The 15,303-nt window shown below is 69.4% G+C and carries 15 protein-coding genes; 9 read left to right on the top strand and 6 right to left on the bottom strand.

All coding sequences use genetic code 11. The annotated features are described in order from the left end of the window. The first annotated feature begins 75 nt into the window (after window positions 1-75). From N803_RS16690 to N803_RS16660, 7 genes are all read left to right on the top strand, one after another. A complete protein-coding gene (locus N803_RS16690) occupies window positions 76-1,785 on the top strand; it encodes a CTP synthase (RefSeq protein ID WP_035907475.1) in 1,710 nt (569 codons plus the stop codon). 5 nt (window positions 1,786-1,790) lie between these two features. Then, complete coding sequence (locus N803_RS16685; protein WP_342666697.1) at window positions 1,791-2,441, top strand: NUDIX domain-containing protein; 651 nt, start codon at window positions 1,791-1,793, stop codon at window positions 2,439-2,441. Continuing rightward, complete coding sequence (locus tag N803_RS16680; RefSeq protein WP_035907472.1) at window positions 2,438-2,851, top strand: YchJ family protein; 414 nt, start codon at window positions 2,438-2,440, stop codon at window positions 2,849-2,851. Before N803_RS16685 ends, N803_RS16680 begins: the two co-directional genes overlap by 4 nt. A 157-nt stretch (window positions 2,852-3,008) precedes the next feature. Continuing rightward, entirely contained in the window at window positions 3,009-3,482 is a 474-nt protein-coding gene (locus N803_RS17730; protein ID WP_052112413.1) for a LysM peptidoglycan-binding domain-containing protein, read from the top strand. A gap of 162 nt (window positions 3,483-3,644) precedes the next feature. Next, window positions 3,645-5,477, top strand: a complete 1,833-nt coding sequence (aspS, locus tag N803_RS16670; RefSeq protein WP_035907439.1) for an aspartate--tRNA ligase — start codon at window positions 3,645-3,647, stop codon at window positions 5,475-5,477. Beyond that, window positions 5,477-6,148: an HAD family hydrolase gene (locus tag N803_RS16665; RefSeq protein WP_035907437.1), complete on the top strand. Its 672-nt coding sequence runs from the start codon at window positions 5,477-5,479 to the stop codon at window positions 6,146-6,148. The genes aspS and N803_RS16665 overlap by 1 nt, the downstream gene beginning before the upstream one ends. Further along, window positions 6,145-7,167: a GTP pyrophosphokinase gene (locus tag N803_RS16660; RefSeq protein WP_035907470.1), complete on the top strand. Its 1,023-nt coding sequence runs from the start codon at window positions 6,145-6,147 to the stop codon at window positions 7,165-7,167. The genes N803_RS16665 and N803_RS16660 overlap by 4 nt, the downstream gene beginning before the upstream one ends. Before the next feature lie 5 nt (window positions 7,168-7,172). On the opposite strand, the gene N803_RS16655 is transcribed toward N803_RS16660, so the two are convergent. From N803_RS16655 to N803_RS16645, 3 genes are read right to left on the bottom strand one after another with little or no spacing between them, the layout of a single operon-like run. Then, window positions 7,173-7,496, bottom strand: a complete 324-nt coding sequence (locus N803_RS16655; RefSeq protein WP_035907435.1) for a TfoX/Sxy family protein — start codon at window positions 7,494-7,496, stop codon at window positions 7,173-7,175. Window positions 7,497-7,500: 4 nt separating this feature from the next. Continuing rightward, a complete protein-coding gene (locus N803_RS17725; RefSeq protein ID WP_052112412.1) occupies window positions 7,501-8,265 on the bottom strand; it encodes a GNAT family N-acetyltransferase in 765 nt (254 codons plus the stop codon). Next, window positions 8,262-9,077: an alpha/beta fold hydrolase gene (locus N803_RS16645; RefSeq protein ID WP_035907433.1), complete on the bottom strand. Its 816-nt coding sequence runs from the start codon at window positions 9,075-9,077 to the stop codon at window positions 8,262-8,264. Before N803_RS16645 ends, N803_RS17725 begins: the two co-directional genes overlap by 4 nt. A gap of 206 nt (window positions 9,078-9,283) precedes the next feature. On the opposite strand from N803_RS16645, the gene N803_RS16640 reads away from it, so the two are divergent. After that, window positions 9,284-10,657: a replication-associated recombination protein A gene (locus N803_RS16640; protein WP_035907431.1), complete on the top strand. Its 1,374-nt coding sequence runs from the start codon at window positions 9,284-9,286 to the stop codon at window positions 10,655-10,657. Window positions 10,658-10,659: 2 nt separating this feature from the next. Here the strand turns inward: N803_RS16640 and N803_RS16635 are convergent, their stop codons facing one another. The 3 genes from N803_RS16635 to N803_RS16625 are packed head-to-tail and all read right to left on the bottom strand — an operon-like array spanning window position 10,660 to window position 12,454. After that, on the bottom strand, window positions 10,660-11,037 hold the full coding sequence (locus N803_RS16635) for a hypothetical protein (protein ID WP_035907428.1): 378 nt from the start codon (window positions 11,035-11,037) through the stop codon (window positions 10,660-10,662). Next, a complete protein-coding gene (locus tag N803_RS16630; RefSeq protein ID WP_245617362.1) occupies window positions 11,034-11,360 on the bottom strand; it encodes a PadR family transcriptional regulator in 327 nt (108 codons plus the stop codon). The genes N803_RS16635 and N803_RS16630 overlap by 4 nt, the downstream gene beginning before the upstream one ends. 53 nt (window positions 11,361-11,413) lie before the next feature. Further along, complete coding sequence (locus tag N803_RS16625) at window positions 11,414-12,454, bottom strand: LLM class flavin-dependent oxidoreductase (protein ID WP_035907424.1); 1,041 nt, start codon at window positions 12,452-12,454, stop codon at window positions 11,414-11,416. Between the two features lie 154 nt (window positions 12,455-12,608). Here N803_RS16625 and alaS point away from each other — a divergent pair, with 154 nt between their 5' ends. After that, window positions 12,609-15,302: an alanine--tRNA ligase gene (gene alaS, locus N803_RS16620; protein ID WP_035907422.1), complete on the top strand. Its 2,694-nt coding sequence runs from the start codon at window positions 12,609-12,611 to the stop codon at window positions 15,300-15,302. The last annotated feature ends 1 nt before the right edge of the window (window position 15,303 follow it).

The raw sequence follows: 15,303 nt of genomic DNA, 5'->3' as shown, positions 1-15,303 counted from the left end.
GCAGCGATCCGTCCGCGCGTCGCGTGGGGCGATGGTCTCGGCACCGGCATCGATGACGTATTGTTGAAGTCCGTGGTGGCTCAGACGAAACAGATCTTCGTGACCGGAGGCGTCGCCTCTTCGCTCGGCAAGGGCCTCACGGCTTCAAGCCTCGGATTCCTGCTCAGGGCACGCGGTCTGCGCGTGACGATGCAGAAGCTCGACCCCTATCTCAACGTCGACCCCGGGACGATGAACCCGTTCCAGCACGGCGAGGTCTTCGTGACCGACGACGGCGCCGAGACCGACCTCGACGTGGGGCACTACGAGCGCTTCCTCGACCGCAACCTCGTCGGCAAGGCCAACGTGACGACCGGCCAGATCTACAGCCAAGTGATCGCCAAGGAGCGTCGCGGCGAGTACCTCGGTGACACGGTCCAGGTGATCCCGCACATCACCAACGAGATCAAGGAGCGCATGCGCGCTCAGGCGGCCGGCGCACCGGGCGTCGACGACGCGGAGGCGCCCGACGTCATCATCACCGAGATCGGTGGCACCGTCGGTGACATCGAGTCGCTGCCGTTCCTCGAGGCGGCCCGCCAGGTGCGTCACGACCTCGGTCGGGACAACGTCTTCTTCCTCCACGTGTCGCTCGTGCCCTACCTCGCACCGAGCGGCGAGCTCAAGACGAAGCCGACCCAGCACTCGGTCGCTGCCCTCCGCCAGGTCGGTATCCAGCCCGATGCCCTTGTCCTGAGGGCCGATCGGGAGATCCCGGAGCCGATCAAGCGCAAGATCTCGCTCATGTGTGACGTGGAGGTCGACGGTGTCGCCGCGGCGGTCGACGCGCCGAGCATCTACGACATTCCCAAGGTGCTGCACCGCGAGGGACTCGACGCCTACGTCATCCGCCGCCTCTCGCTCATCTTCCGCGACGTCGACTGGACGGACTGGGACAAGCTCCTCGGTCGCGTCCACAACCCCGAGCACGAGGTCGAGGTCGCCCTCGTCGGCAAGTACATCGACCTGCCCGACGCCTACCTCTCGGTCACCGAGGCGCTGCGTGCCGGTGGGTTCCACCACGACGCCAAGGTGAAGATCCGCTGGGTCGCCAGCGACGAGTGCCAGGCACCCAGCGGTGCGCAGAAGTCGCTCGGCGGTGTCGACGCGGTGCTCGTGCCCGGAGGCTTCGGCGTCCGCGGCATCGAGGGCAAGCTCGGCGCTCTGACCTGGGCCCGCGAACACCGCGTCCCGACCCTTGGCATCTGCCTCGGCCTGCAGTGCATGGTCATCGAATTCGCCCGCAACGTGGCCGGCATTGAGGGAGCGAGCTCGACCGAGTTCGACCCCGAGACCCCTGCGCCGGTCATCGCGACGATCGAGGAGCAGAAGCAGTTCGTCGAGGGCGCGGGTGACCTCGGCGGCACGATGCGCCTGGGTTCGCAGCGCGCCGACCTCAAGGCCGGCTCGGTCGTCTCCGAGGTCTACGGCGGCGTCACGAGCGCTGACGAGCGTCACCGCCACCGCTATGAGGTCAACGACGCCTACCGCGGCCAGCTCGAGGGGGCCGGCCTGGTCATCTCCGGCACGCACCCCGAGCTAGGCCTGGTCGAGTTCGTCGAATTGCGGCGCGAGGACCACCCCTACTACGTCGCGACGCAGGCCCACCCCGAGTTCAAGTCGCGTCCGACGCGCGCGCATCCGCTTTTCGCCGGTCTCATCGGGGCGGCGATCGAGGAGCAGCGCGCGGCCCGTCTCGTCGAGGTGGAGCGCCCCAAGGTGAGCGTCGACGCCGAGGTCTCGTGACCGAGGTGGCGTTGGCTGAGGGCGGACTCGTCGACGCGTTCGACCCGCGACCGGTGACCTCCTCCGAAGTGGTCATGGCCGGTCGCGTGTGGGACGTCGTGCGGGACGAGGTCGACCTTGGCGACGCCGGGTTGCACGTGCGCGAGTACGTCCGCCATCCCGGCGCCGTGGCGGTGCTCGTGCTCGACGACGAGAACCGGGTGTGCCTGATCCAGCAGTACCGGCACCCGATTCGCACTCGCGAGTGGGAGATCCCCGCGGGTCTGCTCGACGTGGAGGGCGAGCCGCCGTGGGAGGCGGCCGCCCGGGAGCTGCACGAGGAGGCCGACCTCGTCGCGGGTCGACTCGACGTCCTCGTCGACATCCGACCGTCGCCCGGTGGTCTCGACGAGGCGATCCGCGTCTACCTCGCACGCAACCTGTCGGCCGTCCCCGAAGGCGAGCGGCACGTCAGAGAAGCGGAGGAGCAAGGTATGCCGCGTGCCTGGGTTCCGCTCGACGATGCGGTCTCCGCGGTCCTCGAGGGTCGAATACAGAACTCGATCCTCGCCGCTGCCGTCCTCTCGGCCCACGTTGCGGGACAGCGGAATTGGTCGACACTGCGACCCTATGACACCCCGTGGCCCCAGGGCCCGGGCGGATCGGCTCGGGCATGATCCCCGGCTCGGCGTCGCGACCCTGCCCCTGCGGTGGGCTCCCGGCCGGGGCGCTGTTCGCCGACTGTTGTGGGCCAGCCGTGTCGGGTGAAACCTGGCCGACCACACCGGAAACGCTCATGCGATCGCGCTACACGGCATACGCCGTGGGTGAGGCCGACCACGTGTTCCGCACGTGGCACCCGGCAGCGCGACCCGACGTCATCGAACTCGACCCGGCAATTGAATGGTTGGGACTCGACGTCGTCGACGTGGCCGGCGACGACACCGAGGGAGTGGTGGAGTTCGCGGCTCACTGGCGTTCCGGCGAGGGAGTGACCCGGCAGAGCGGCGCGATCCGCGAACGGAGCACGTTCGTGCGTCGAGCGGGTCGCTGGTTCTATCGCGACGGCTTCGTCTCGGAGTCCTGAACTCGGGCACGTCCGGGGCCGCTCCACGATTGCCCTGAGGCTGACCGCCCATCGGCACGCCGACCTTGGGTAGCGTCGAAACGCCCCCACATCGCATCCGGGGTGCCTCGCGGCCGTATGGCCGAGGGGCAGGATCGAATCGGAAGGACCAGCCCCCATGGGTTTCCTGGACGACCTCAAGAAGGGTCTCGGCTTCGACGACGACAACGACGCCGTCAACGAGGTGCAGAAGCAGGCAGAAGAGGCCAAGAAGAAGGCCGACGAGGCCGCCGAGAAGGCTCGCAAGGAGAGTGGCGAGAAGGCAGAGAAGGCCAAGAAGGAGGCCGACGAGGCCGCCGCCGAGGCTGCGAAGAAGAAGGCTGAGTACGACAAGGCGGCCAAGGAGGCTGCCGACCGGGCGGGGACCCCCGCGCCGGCCCCGAAGGCTCCGGCTCCTGCCCCTAAGGCTCCCGCGCCCGCGCCCAAGAAGGCTCCGGCCCCGGCGCAGCGGACCTACACGGTCAAGAAGGGCGACACGCTCTCCGAGATCGGTGAGAAGTTCGGCGTGAGCTACCAGAAGATCGCCAAGGCCAACAACATCAAGAACCCGGACCTGATCTTCCCGGGCCAGAAGTTCATCATTCCGGACTGATCGTCCGCGTGGGGCTTGACCCACGTCTGGCACAACGAGGCCACGCCACCATCACGGAGGCGTGGCCTCGTCGATGGCGCGGGCCCAAACCGGTTCGTTCCGCCCGCATTCCACTCCGTAGGATGACGGGCGTTCATCCAACACCCTCGAGAAGGATCTTCCGTGCTCCGCACCCACGAGGCCGGCACTCTGCGCGCCGACCACACCAGCACCACCGTCACGCTCACCGGCTGGGTCGGCAAGCGTCGCGATCACGGGGGAGTGGCCTTCATCGACCTGCGAGATGCGAGCGGCGTGGTCCAGGTCGTCGCGCGTGACGAGGTGCTCACCGGTGCCGCGCACGACCTGCGGGCCGAGTTCTGCATCAAGGTGACCGGCGAGGTCGTCGCCCGCAGCGAGGCCAACGTCAACCCCGACCTGCCGACCGGTGAGGTCGAGGTCGTCGCTTCCGAGATCGAGGTGCTCGCGCCCAGCGCGCCGCTGCCCTTCCAGATCGACGAGCGCGTCACCGTAGGTGAGGAGGCGCGTCTCAAGCACCGCTACCTCGACCTGCGTCGCCCCGGTGCCTCGTCGGCCGGTGCCGGCCTGCGCCTGCGTTCCAAGGTCAGCGCTGCTGCCCGCCGCGTCCTCGAGGCCCGCGACTTCGTGGAGATCGAGACGCCGACGCTCACCCGCTCCACGCCGGAGGGCGCTCGCGACTTCCTCGTGCCGGCGCGTCTTGCGCCCGGCAGCTGGTACGCCCTGCCGCAGAGCCCGCAGCTGTTCAAGCAGCTGCTCATGGTCGCGGGCATGGAGCGTTACTACCAGATCGCGCGCTGCTACCGCGACGAGGACTTCCGCGCCGACCGTCAGCCGGAGTTCACCCAGCTCGACATCGAGATGAGCTTCGTCGAGCAGGCGGACGTGCTCGAGCTCGGTGAGGCGATCGTCAAGGAGATCTGGTCGATCATCGGTGTCGAGCTCACGACGCCCTTCGAGCAGATGACCTACGCCGACGCCATGCGCCGCTTCGGCACGGACAAGCCCGACCTGCGCTTCGGCAACGAGCTCGTCGAGTGCACCGAGTACTTCAAGGACACCCCGTTCCGTGTCTTCCAGGCGGAGTACGTCGGTGCCGTCGTCATGCCCGGCGGCGCGAGCCAGCCGCGCAAGCAGCTCGACGCCTGGCAGGACTGGGCCAAGAGTCGCGGCGCCAAGGGTCTGGCCTACGTCCTCGTTGGTGAAGACACCGCGGATGGTTCGTTCGGTCTTTCGGGTCCGGTGGCCAAGAACCTCTCGGACGAGGAGAAGGCCGGACTGGCGGCGCACGTCGGCGCCAAGCCGGGCGACTGCGTGTTCTTCGCCGCCGGACCGACGAAGTCCTCGCGGGCGTTGCTCGGCGCCGCCCGTCTCGAGATCGGCAAGCGCTGCGACCTCATCGACGAGGACGCGTGGGCCTTCCTCTGGGTGCTCGACGCTCCCCTCTTCGAGCCAGCCTCCGAGGCCGTGGCGGCCGGTGACGTCGCCGTGGGCACGGGCGCCTGGACCGCCGTGCACCACGCCTTCACCTCGCCGAAGAAGGAGTTCGAGGACACCTTCGACACCGACCCCGGCCCGGCGCTGGCGTACGCCTACGACATGGTGCTCAACGGCACCGAGCTCGGCGGCGGCTCGATCCGTATCAACCGCCGCGACGTGCAGGAGCGCGTCTTCAAGGTCATGGGCCTGTCGCAGGAGGAGTCGCAGGAGAAGTTCGGCTTCCTGCTCGACGCCTTCCAGTTCGGCGCCCCGCCGCACGGTGGAATCGCCTTCGGTTGGGACCGGATCGTCATGCTGCTCGGCGGCTACGAGTCGATCCGCGACGTCATCGCCTTCCCGAAGTCCGGTGGCGGCTATGACCCGCTCACCGCGGCGCCTGCTCCGATCACCCCGGAGCAGCGCAAGGAGGCGGGCATCGACGCCAAGCCCGAGGCCAAGAACGACGCCGGACCCGAGACCCAGGCAGACCCGGCCTGATGACGACGGCGGCGGACATCGACATCGTGGGTGCCCGGCCGCTCGATCCGGCACGCCCCGTCCGCGTCCTCCTGTGGGACGCGGACGGCGTGCTGCAGCACCAGCTGCGCCGCGGCGAGCCTGACGCCGCGTGGACGCCCAGACTCGACGCGTGGGGTGGCGAGGGCTTCGCCGAGGCGGTCTTTGCCGCCGAAGTGCCCGCGTTGCGCGGCGAACGCCCCTTCCGTGAGGTGCTCGCCGACGTGCTGGACACATGGCCCGGCGTGACCGCAGACGTCGATGATCTGCTCTCCCTCTGGGAAGAGGTCGCGGTCGACAGCGAAGCCATCGACCTCGTGCACGAGGTGGCCGCCTCGGGTGTCGAGTGCGTCCTCGCCACGAACCAGCAGGACCACCGCAAGGAGTTCCTGCGGCACCACTTCGACTATGACGACGTCTTCGCGCAGTCCTTCTACTCGTGTGACATGGGTGCCATGAAGCCCGAGCCGGCCTACTTCGAGCGGGTCCTCGACGCCCTGGGTATCCGTCCCGAGGACGCGGGCGACGTCGGGTTCGTCGACGACAACGAGGCCAACGTCCGTACCGCTGCCGCCCTCGGCATCCGGGCGGTGCACCACGACCCGGACGGCGGCGTCGAAGGCCTGCGCAACGTCCTGGGGTGGTCGGTGTGAGCCGCCGGGCCTCTCGGCCGGAGGCTGCGCCGGGGCTGCAGGATGCCGTGCAGCGCTACGCACAGCGTCAGCCGGAGTTGCGCGAGGTCACTGATCAATTCGTCACGATGGTTCAGGCACTCCTCGACGACGCCGGCATCAACTATGTCTCGGTGACGGGCCGGGCCAAGAGCGTCGCGTCCTTCGCCGGCAAGGCCGCGCAGACTCGCGATGGTGGGCCGGTCTACACCGACCCGCTCAGCCAGATCACCGACCAGATCGGGGTCCGGGTCGTGACGTACCTCCAGGGCGATGTCACCGCCGTGGCGGACCTGCTCGCGGGTGAGTTCAGTGTCCTCGACGACCGCGACCTCGGTCAGGAGACCGCGCAGCAGGGTCGCTTCGGATACTCCAGCCGGCACCTCCTGGTGACCCTCGACGACGAGGCCAGCGACCCGGCATACGCGCATCTGCGGGGGAGGTCCGCCTCGGTGCAGGTCCGCACGATCCTCCAGCACGCGTGGGCAGAGTTCGAGCACGACGTGCGCTACAAGGGATCGGTGCCGGCGGAGGACGTCCCGGACCTGGACCGGCGATTCACCCTCGCCGCGGGGCTGTTGGAGCTGGCGGACCGCGAGTTCACCGCCATTCGCGACCGGCTTCAGGCTGGCGCTGCGGGGCAGGGGAGTGCCGCCGCGGATGACGACCCGCGGATCAGCGGGACCGACCTCGCCGCATTCCTCTCGGCACACTTCAAGGGTGCTGGCTGGTCGCGCACCGACCACTACTCGTGGATCTCAGGGTTGTTGCTCGAACTCGGCATCACCTCGCTCGACGAACTCGGCGGGCTGCTCGGGACCATCGACGTCGACGGCATCAACGAGCGGATGGACTACAAGTACCCCGCCGGTGCTGTCCGCCGGCTCGACGACGCGCTGCTCGCGGTGTTCGGTGCCCGCTACATCAATCTCCACGGCAACGCCCACCGGGTCGACTCGCTCACCGCGCGCCTCGACAAGGTGCGGGCGCCACAGGCCTGACCGCGTCAGCTCTTCGCCGGCATCGTCCGGACGAAGGCGACGCCGATGCCGACGAGCCGCGACAGGTCGGCATCGGTGAGCGGGACGTCCGGGTCGTTCTGCAGCCAGCCCGCCATCTCGCGCCCGCGCATCACCATGGGAAAGAGCAGTGGGTCGCCCGGTCCAGCCGGGTCGGCGCGCACCATGAGGCCACCCGAACTGTTCGCGGCGGCGGCCATGTGTCCGTCGAGCATGAAGCCGAGTCCGCCGAACATGGCCTTCTCGGTCAGTCCCGGCTCGTCGGCGAGCAGGGTCCGGATGCGGTCGGCGAGTTCGGCGTCGTAGGCCATGGCGTCAGTGTCGCACCGGGAAGCCGGTGCGGGCGTGGAGAGTCACCGCGTAGCCGAGGCGCTCGTAGAGGTGTCGCGCGTGGGCGTTGTCGGCGAAGACTCCCAGCGTGCACGCACCTTCGCGGTCGAGCCCGTCCCTTGTGAGGTATGCCGTGACAGCGGCTCCCAGCCCACGTCCCCGTTGTGTCTGGTCAACCGCGATGCCGCCGATGAGAGGGACTGTGGTGTTGCCGGGCTCGGTGCACCCGCAGGCGACGATCGGGCTGGCCTCGCGAATGACGACCCAGCGCTGCTCCGCGTGCCGCCCGGGGAGGGCGTGCGGGCGTGGGTTGTGGGCGCGCACGAATGTCGTCAGCTCGTCTTCGTCGCCGTCGAACCACGTCACGTCCGATTCCGCAGGGATGGCCGGGGGAGGGCTGGTCGTCGCCATGCGGTCCCAGGCGTTTCCGCCGCGGAGACCGAGCGAGGCCGCCACCGCGTCGTAGGCATCGGCCGGTGCCGAGACGTGGTCCGGGTGCCAGGCGTGGACGTGGGCGACGAATCCCGGGTCGACAGCGAGGGTCGCGACGTCCTCCGGGTCACCCAGGACGACGACTCCGGTCCGGCCGTCCGCCCACTCCTGGGACCAGGCAACCGTGTCCGTCCCGGCCAGATGGAGTGCCGGAGCGACGAACGTCGGTGAGAGGTCGTGCGCGACGAAAGGATGGGTTCCGCTCGCCTCCGTGATCGCCTCGGCTGTGTCGAGCTCGAGCAGTCTCCCGCTGCTCACCGACCGAGGAACTCGACGAGTGCGGCGTTGAACTCCTCGACGTGGCTGGTGTTGATGCCGTGGGGGCCGTCCTTGATGACGACGAGCTCGCTGCCGCGCACCTGCTCGTGGGTGCGTTGACCCGAGACCTCGAGCGGCACGATCGCGTCCGCGTCGCCATGGATGACGAGCGTGGGCACGGTGATCGCGGCGATGTCGTCGGTGAAGTCCGTGAGCCATGAGTGGATGCACGCCAGCGCGGCGTCGAGGTCGGCCTGTGCCGCCTGCTCGCGTGCCTCGGCGAGCTGCTCCTCGGTGACCTTGAGGTCGCCGTGGGCGCTGAAGAAGTTCGTCGTGAAGCCCTCGAGGAAGCCGACCCTGTCGGCGCTGAGGCCATCCTGGAGCGCGGCGGCCTGCTCCGGGGGGAGGCCGCCGTCGGGGTTTGCGTCGCTCTTCTCCAGCCACGGCGGGATGGCTGCGGCGAAGGCGACGCTGTGCACCCGGTCGGTGCCGTAGTTGCCGACATAACGGGCCACCTCGCCTCCACCCATGGAGAAGCCCACGAGGGATGCGTCGCGCAGGTCGAGCCGCTCCATGAGGTCCGCGAGGTCCGCGGCCAGTGAGTCGTAGTCGTAGCGGTCGTCGGGCGCCGGGTCGGACTGGCCGAAGCCACGACGGTCGTAGGTGATGACCCGCAGTCCGGCGTCCGTGAGCGCCGGGACGGTGTCCTTCCACGAGGCTCCCGACAGGGGCCAACCGTGGATCAGGACGACGGGCCGGCCGTCGCCGCCGGTGTCCTCGTGGTGCAGCGTGACGTTCGTGGCGTCGGGCATGGCAGGACCTCTCGTCGACGGACTTCGGGGTGGCACCAAACCTACGCAGTGCGGGCAGGTGTGACCACCCTGTTCTCTGCGCCGGTCGCGCGACCGGCGCAGAGGTTGGTGACCGGTGCAGGTATGCGAACGCCGGTCACCACGGGGAGCGCCGGTCGCGCGACCGGCGCACCTGTGGTGTCGGCGCCGGACGTTAGGCTGCTTCGGTGGCAGCCGGTGACGACCTCTTCGCCTCCTCGGTGACCGAGGCGACCCCCGCGACGCTTCCACCACTGGCCGTCCGGATGCGCCCCGCCTCCATCGATGAGGTCCGCGGTCAGGAGTCCGTGCTCCGGCCGGGCAGTCCACTCCGCCGCCTCATCGAGGGCTCGGGAGGCACGGCGGGCCCGCTCAGCGCGATCATCTGGGGTCCGCCCGGCACCGGCAAGACGACGCTGGCCCACCTCGTCGCGACGGCGGCCGACCGCGAGTTCGTCGAGCTCTCCGCGGTGACGGCTGGGGTCAAGGACGTGCGTGCAGTCATGGAGGCCGCTGCCCGCAACCGCGACCTCTACGGTCGCCAGACCGTCCTCTTCCTTGACGAGATCCACCGCTTCAGCAAGGCCCAGCAGGATGCCCTCCTTCCGGGAGTGGAGACCCGGCAGGTGATCCTCGTGGCGGCCACGACGGAGAACCCGTCCTTCTCGGTCATCGCGCCCCTACTGTCGCGGTCGATGCTCATCACGTTGACCTCCCTCGACGACGCCCAGGTCGAAGACGTCCTGAACGCGGCGGTGACCGACGAGCGTGGTCTCGACGCGGCATACACGCTGGCGGAGGAGGCGCGCGAGCACCTCGTCCGCATCGCCCAGGGCGACGCCCGCAGGGCGCTTACCTCCCTGGAAGCGGCCGCGGGAGTGGCTCTCGACGACGCACCCGCCGGACGGACCGACGACTCGCCCCTGGTCATCACGCTCGAACATGCGGAGCAGGCCGTTGCGCAGGCGATGGTGCGCTACGACAAGACGGGCGACCAGCACTACGACGTCGCGTCGGCCTTCATCAAGTCGATGCGCGGCTCCGACGTCGACGCCGCCCTGCACTATCTGGCGCGCCAGCTCGAGGCGGGGGAGGACCCCCGCTTCATCGCGCGCCGCATCGTCATCTCGGCGAGCGAGGACGTCGGCATGGGCGACCCGACCGCACTCCAGACCGCGGTCGCCGCGATGCACGCCGTCGCCCAGATCGGCATGCCGGAGGCGCGGATCATCCTTGCCCAGGCGGTCGTGCACAACGCGCTCGCGCCGAAGAGCAATGCGGCGTATGCCGGGATCAACGCTGCCGTGGCCGACGTGCGTGCCGGACGAGGTGGGGCGGTTCCCGCCCACCTGCGCGGGAGTGGGTATGCCGGTGCGGCCCGTCTCGGGCACGGCAAGGGCTACGTCTATGCGCACGACGAGCCGGACGCCGTCGCGAAGCAGCAGTACCTCCCGGACGACCTCGTCGGAAAGACCGACTACTACCAGCCGAGTGATCGTGGTTTCGAGGCACGACTGCAGGAGCGCTGGACCTGGCTCAAGGAGCGCCTCGGCCGCGGCTGACCTCAGCGACCACCGTTGGCGGAATACCACGCTCGAATGTCGTTGACCCGACGTCGGGGTTCGTACTGAGGCGGGTCCGTCAGGCGGCGGCACCGGACACATTCACGGACGATCACCCATGACGCCTCGCGATTGGGGTGGGTATCGCGGTCACGGTGCATTCCAACAAAGCAGTTCGGCACGGGCTGACCGGCGTGCCTGGCAAGCAACTCCCAGCGCAGGCGAGGAGTCGCGAGAAGGAACGACACGGCATACCCGAGTCGTCGCCAACCGGGCTGGGACCGCAGGTCGGCGTCGAGCTCCTCCCCGTAGCGTCGACGGTCCTGCCGGGGCAGGACTCGGACACCGAGCGCGACGATGGCACTCGCGAGGCGGGTCACGGGGTCACCGTCGCGGGAGAGGGAAGCCGGGCGCGGCGGGCGTCGGCCGCAGCCAACGCAGCCCGCGCCTTGGTCGCCCCGGTGTCGGTGAGCCGATAGAGGCGACGTCGCGGGCGACCGGCCTCGGACGGGTCGATGTCCTCCCACGTGCTGCTCACCCAGTCAACGCCCTCGAGTCGAGCGAGGATCGGGTGGATCGTCCCGCTGGGCAGCCGGGTGGCCGCTCCGATCGCGAGGCCGTAGTGGTCGGCCTCCGGGTCGGCGAGAAGCACGTCGAGGACGGCCCTCGTCGGGCCGGTCATCCGTGGAGCTCGCGACACCATGGTCTAACTCTACCTAGGGTCTAGGTGTCTCGACAAGGGTCGGAACGGCAGTGTCAGGCGTCGTCCGTCGCGAGGAGTTCGCGGACCCGGGGCGCGACCTCCTCGCCGAAGAGGCGGATGGACGACATCCGCAGGTCGTGCGGGAGGTGCCCGTTGGAGTACTTGAACTGGAACCTCGTCGCTCCGAGGACCCGAGTCGTGGCGACGATCTTGCGCGCGACGGTCTCGGGGGAACCGCAATAGACGGCGCCCTCAGGTGAGAGCTGCGCCCGGGCCGCCTCTTCGGTCATGGGCGCCCACCCGCGCTCGCGGCCGATCTTGCGCATCTGCTCGATGAAGTGCGGGAGGTATTCCTCCTGGGCCTGCTCGTCGGTGGGGGCGAGGTGACCGGGGGAGTGCACGGAGATGGGGAGGCCCTCGTGGCCGTACTCGGTGCACGCGCGACGGTAGAGATCTGCGAGTGGGGCGAATTGGGCGCTCGCCCCGCCGATGATCGCGATGACGATGGGCAGGCCGTACTGCGCGGCGCGCACGACCGACGCCGGCGTTCCGCCGACACCGACCCACGTGGGGAGGCGACCGGACTCCGTCGGTGGCATGACCGGACCCGACTCGACTGGGGGACGCACGGTTCCCTCCCAACGGAACGGCTGCTCCTCGAGGACGCTGGCGAGGAGGTCGAGCTTCTCGCTGAAGAGGACCTCGTAGTCCTCGAGCGCCAGGCCGAACAGGGGGAAGGACTCGATGAATGAGCCTCTCCCCACGGTGATCTCGGCCCGGCCGTTCGACATCGCGTCGACCGTCGAGAAGCGTTGGAACACCCGGATCGGGTCGTCCGAGCTCAGCACCGTGACGGAGCTTCCGAGGCGGATCTGCTCGGTCGTCGTCGCGAGACCTGCCAGCAGCGTGTCGGGAGCGGACACCGCGTAGTCGGGCCGGTGGTGCTCACCGATGCCGAAGAAGTCGAGGCCGAGGCGATCGGCCAGCTGTCCCTCGGCGAGGACCTCACGGACCACCGTGGCGGCGGTCAGCGGCTCGCCGTCGGGCCCGAGTGCGATGTCGCCGAACGTGTCGAGCCCGAGTTCGAGTGCCATGAACCCACTCTAGGAAGGCCGGGGAGCCGTGCGAAGGGAATGCGCAGGTCCGCGTGACCGGCTGGCACGTAGGATTCACCGGTGCCCGTGAACCCGGGCGCGTTGCAGGACCCGCATGACCCGACTCGAACCACGAGACTCCAGGACTGACGACATGGAAACCGCAGAGATCCGGCGCCGCTGGCTCACCTTCTTCGAGAAGAAGGGCCACACGGTGGTGCCCTCCGCGCCCCTCATCCACGACGACCCCAACCTGCTGTTCGTCAACGCAGGCATGGTGCCGTTCAAGCCGTACTTCCTCGGTCAGGAGACGCCGCAGTGGCAGCGCGCCACGAGCGTGCAGAAGTGTGTGCGAACCGGTGACATCGAGGAGGTCGGCAAGACCTCCCGGCACGGCACGTTCTTCCAGATGAACGGCAACTTCTCCTTCGGCGACTACTTCAAGAAGGACGCGATCCGGTTCGCCTGGGAGCTGCTCACGACGTCGCAGGACGAGGGGGGCTACGGCCTCGACCCCGACCGGCTGTGGGCCACGGTCTACGAGGACGACGACGAGGCCGAGCGGCTGTGGGCCGAGTACACCGCGATCCCGCTCGAGCGGATCGTGCGCCGCGGCAAGAAGGACAACTACTGGCACATGGGCGTTGCCGGTCCGGGCGGTCCGTGCAGCGAGATCTTCTACGACCGTGGCCCCGAGTACGGCCAGGAGGGCGGTCCCGCGGTCGACGAGGACCGCTACATGGAGATCTGGAACCTCGTCTTCATGCAGTACGAGCTGAGTGAGGTGCGGTCCAAGGAGGACTTCGACGTCTCCGGCCCGCTGCCCGCGCAGAACGTCGACACCGGCATGGGCCTCGAGCGCATCGCGTCGGTGCTCCAGGGCGTCGACAACCTCTACGAGATCGACGAGGTCTATCCGGTCCTCGCCAAGGCCGCCGAGATGACGGGCAAGAACTACGGCGCCCAGTCCGGCCACTCGGCGGGCGAGTCGCACCCGGACGACGTGCGGCTGCGCGTCGTCGCCGACCACGTCCGTTCCTCGCTCATGCTCATCGGCGACGGTGTCACCCCGGGCAACGAGGGTCGCGGCTATGTGCTGCGCCGCATGCTGCGCCGGGCCGTGCGCTCCATGCGACTGCTCGGCTTCGACGAGCCGGCGCTGCCGCACCTGCTGCCCGTCTCGATGGACCGCATGAAGCAGTCCTACCCCGAGCTCGAGACCGGGTTCGACCGGATCAGCAAGATCGCCTACGCCGAGGAGGAGGCGTTCCGCCGCACCCTCGCTGCCGGCACGACGATCCTCGACACCGCGGTGGTGCGGACCCGTGAGCAGGGGTCCGGCGTCCTGTCCGGCGACCAGGCGTTCCAGCTGCACGACACCTACGGCTTCCCGATCGACCTCACCCTCGAGATGGCCGAGGAGCAGGGCCTCGCCGTGGACCGCGAGGGCTTCACGCGCCTCATGCAGGAGCAGCGCGACCGGGCCAAGGCCGACGCCAAGGCGAAGAAGTCCGGTCACGCCAACACCGAGGTCTGGAAGGACCTGCGGGCTGCCGGCGAGACCGACTTCCGGGCGTGGCAGGAGCTCACCAGCGAGGCCAAGGTCATCGGCCTCGTGGTGGACGGTGAGCAGGTCCAGGAGATCGAGCCGGGACAGCGCGGTCAGGTCATCCTCGACCGGACCCCGTTCTATGCCGAGTCCGGTGGGCAGATCGCCGACGAGGGCATCATCACCGCCGACGGCGTGCACCTCAAGGTCGTCGACGTCCAGCGACCGGTCAAGGGACTGATCGCCCACACGGTCGAGGTCGTCCACGGTCCGCTGCGTGCCGGTGTCCCGGTGCTCGCGGAGGTTGACCCCGAGTGGCGGCTCTCGGCCTGTCAGGCGCACTCGGGCACGCACGTCATCCACGCGGCCCTGCGTCAGGTGCTCGGCCCGTCCGCCCTGCAGTCCGGTTCCTACAACAAGCCCGGCTACCTCCGGCTCGACTTCGCGTGGGGACAGGCGCTCTCGCCCGAGACCCGCAGCGAGATCGAGGAGGTCGCGAACCTCGCCGTGCGCAAGGACCTGCCCGTCTCGGCGTCGTGGATGTCGCTCGCCGAGGCGCGCGAGGCCGGAGCGCTCGCACTCTTCGGTGAGACCTACGGCGAGGCCGTTCGCGTCGTGGAGATCGGTGGCCCCTGGTCGCGCGAGCTCTGCGGTGGCACCCACGTCGGCCACTCGTCGCAGGTCGGTGCGCTGACCGTGACGGGTGAGTCCTCGGTGGGCTCGGGTGTGCGCCGCCTCGAGGCCTTCGTCGGGATGGACGCGCTGCGCTACCTCGCGCGGGAGCGCGCCATCGTGGCCGAGCTCAGTGGCATCGTCGGTGGTCAAGCGGGCGAGCTCACGGAACGCGTCAGCGCGATGGTGACGCGGCTCAAGGACGCGGAGCGCGAACTCGAGCGGGTGCGCAAGGAGGCCGTGCTCGCGGCCGCCGGCTCCCTCAGCGACAACGCCAAGGACGTCAACGGAATCCGCTTCGTCGGACATGACGCCGGCCCCGGCACCGGCGCCGATGACGTGCGCGCGATGGTCCTCGACGCCCGCCAGAAGCTCGGCGACGGCGCCCCCTCTGTCGTGGCGGTCACCGGCGCGGCGAAGGGTCGTCCAGTCGTCGTCATCGCGACGAACCAGGCGGCTCGCGACAAGGGCATCAAGGCGGGCGAGCTCGTGCGGATCGCCGCCCAGACCCTGGGTGGCGGTGGTGGTGGCAAGGACGACATCGCCCAGGGCGGTGGCCAGGACGCCAGCAAGTCCGGCGAGGCGATCAACGCCGTGGAGTGGCGCGTCGGGGAACTCGGCGGGTGAG

The organism is Knoellia subterranea KCTC 19937 (genome assembly GCF_000768685.1).
Classification (GTDB): domain Bacteria; phylum Actinomycetota; class Actinomycetes; order Actinomycetales; family Dermatophilaceae; genus Knoellia; species Knoellia subterranea.
Note: the sequence above shows the minus strand (reverse complement) of the source record. Positions and strands in the feature narration are given on the sequence as shown.